We start from the raw sequence: 1,860 nt of genomic DNA, 5'->3' as shown, positions 1-1,860 counted from the left end.
GGGAAAACCTGGCGAGGGATTTGGCCTCCGCGGCAAAGAGCTGTTTTTCGGAAATGCGGACCTGTGAGGATGCAATGGTAAGAAGGCCAACGCTGAGGAGGGCCAGGAGCATCATCAGGGTGATGGTGGCAATCAGGGCAAAACCCTTGCTTATATGTTTAAATCTTTGGGTTTGCGGAATTGTTCTTTTCATCGTAATTTTCCTGAAAATTATTAAAATCTATTATAAAAACTGGGAGACGCAAAGCTGCTGCCAATAGGTTTTCCGGCACGTCATATCAACATACAAAATAGTTCTTTCCGGGCAAGAAAAATAGTTCTCGTTTTGCAAGTAAAAACGTATCTCTAAAAAGAAAAGACCAAACGTGTTTTTGCATTCACACTCATTTAGTTTTATAGTCAATTAAAAGTAAACGGATTCTAAATTCGGTGGATTGAAAAAAGACCTGAACATCATGTTTTCACAGGAAAAACTGCCTGAAGATTTCCGTGGAGACACCTCTGATATCGGCCTCCGCCCGTACACGTCAGAGGACGGCAGCCCAACTGAGCAGAACCGCCCGATCGGTTCCTGGAACCAGCTCTACCTGTGGGCCAACGTGTGGGACTCCTCCACGAAGAGGGAAGGCCAGGACGCTTCCGCCGCCCTGCAATGGGACGGCCGCTCCCCCAGCACATTGATTGCGGCTGATGCCGCCGCAAACATGGAAATGATGGACAACCGCTACACGTACATGCGCCATCCCATCCTGCTGCGCTTCTACTCCTTCGTAGGGATTCAGTACGTCAAACGCGAGGCCCAGCACGGAGCCCGCGGAGGCCATATTGACGTGCGCGTTTCCGTGATCCCGGTGTATGTCTGGTGGAACCCGTACAACGTGGACATGAAATTCCAGGGAGCGGAAGGCGGCCCCTGGGGCTCTTTCTTCGGAGAGCACCGCTACATGCCGCTCATGCAGACCAATAATTATGGCCGCATGCAAGGCAATCTGATCGAAAACTGGGATCCCTCTACGGCCACCTATTCAGAATCACCCTTTTCCCCGTATTCCCCCAACGACGGCTATAACAACCGCCAGATTGCCGACTTTGGAGCCTCCTTCCGGAAAACGTCGCAATTAACGTCGGGAGGGGTAGGAAAAGCCGGGGAGCCTTCCACGCTCAAAGCGGGCGAAATCGTCATTTTCGCCCATCCCGTCGTCGAACGGATCGAACACGGCAACATGGTCACGCAATCCAAGGCAAACAAGAACGATGTGCGCGTGGACAACTTTGCTTTCAAGGAAGGCTGGGACCAGAGCCCCGGACAGGTCAGTTCCTATGCTATCAACCAGGCTGACGGCATTCAGTACCAGTATCTTTCCGGCAGCGGTTATGAAGACAGGGGAACGGCCATGATGTCTATCAAATTTGCGGAAACGCTGGATGATCTCAATTACACGCCTAACAGCGTTGTTCTCTGCACCAAGTATACAGACGAATTTTCCTCCAGTTCCAACAAACTCGGCTCCATCGTCATGGTTTCCGGCATCATGGATCCCAAGCAAATTGGCAAAGCAGGGAATTTAACCGCAAACACCGGAGCAGACATGAATGTTTTCTCCAAAGCCATGCCCTCTATTCTGAACCTGAACTGGGGCGCGTGGGAAAAGCCCCTGCTTGACCAGGTCAAACTGCCTGCGGACATGTTCCTGGACAATGAAGGACCGGACGACAACCTGAAACGCCGCGGCAAATACGGCTCTGCGGCCCAGGATTCCACCTTCGTGGCCTACTACGGGGTATCGGTCAAATGGGGCAAGCCCCCGGTGATCGGAGCCTACCCGGAAGGCAAGGACTACCGCGCCAAGACATGGCAGC

Annotated in this window: 1 protein-coding gene and 1 pseudogene; one reads left to right on the top strand and one right to left on the bottom strand. The window is 52.3% G+C overall.

All coding sequences use genetic code 11. From position 1 onward, the window contains the following. Positions 1 to 193: hypothetical protein (locus HJW02_RS12855; protein WP_208050659.1), on the bottom strand; the 193-nt coding region annotated here is incomplete at its 3' end. Positions 194 to 455: 262 nt separating this feature from the next. Here HJW02_RS12855 and HJW02_RS12850 point away from each other — a divergent pair. Continuing rightward, a pseudogene (locus HJW02_RS12850) lies at positions 456 to 1,860 on the top strand (hypothetical protein); the annotation flags it as partial.

This window comes from Akkermansia sp. GGCC_0220, assembly GCF_017566105.1.
Lineage (GTDB): Bacteria > Verrucomicrobiota > Verrucomicrobiia > Verrucomicrobiales > Akkermansiaceae > Akkermansia > Akkermansia massiliensis.
Note: the sequence above shows the minus strand (reverse complement) of the source record. Positions and strands in the feature narration are given on the sequence as shown.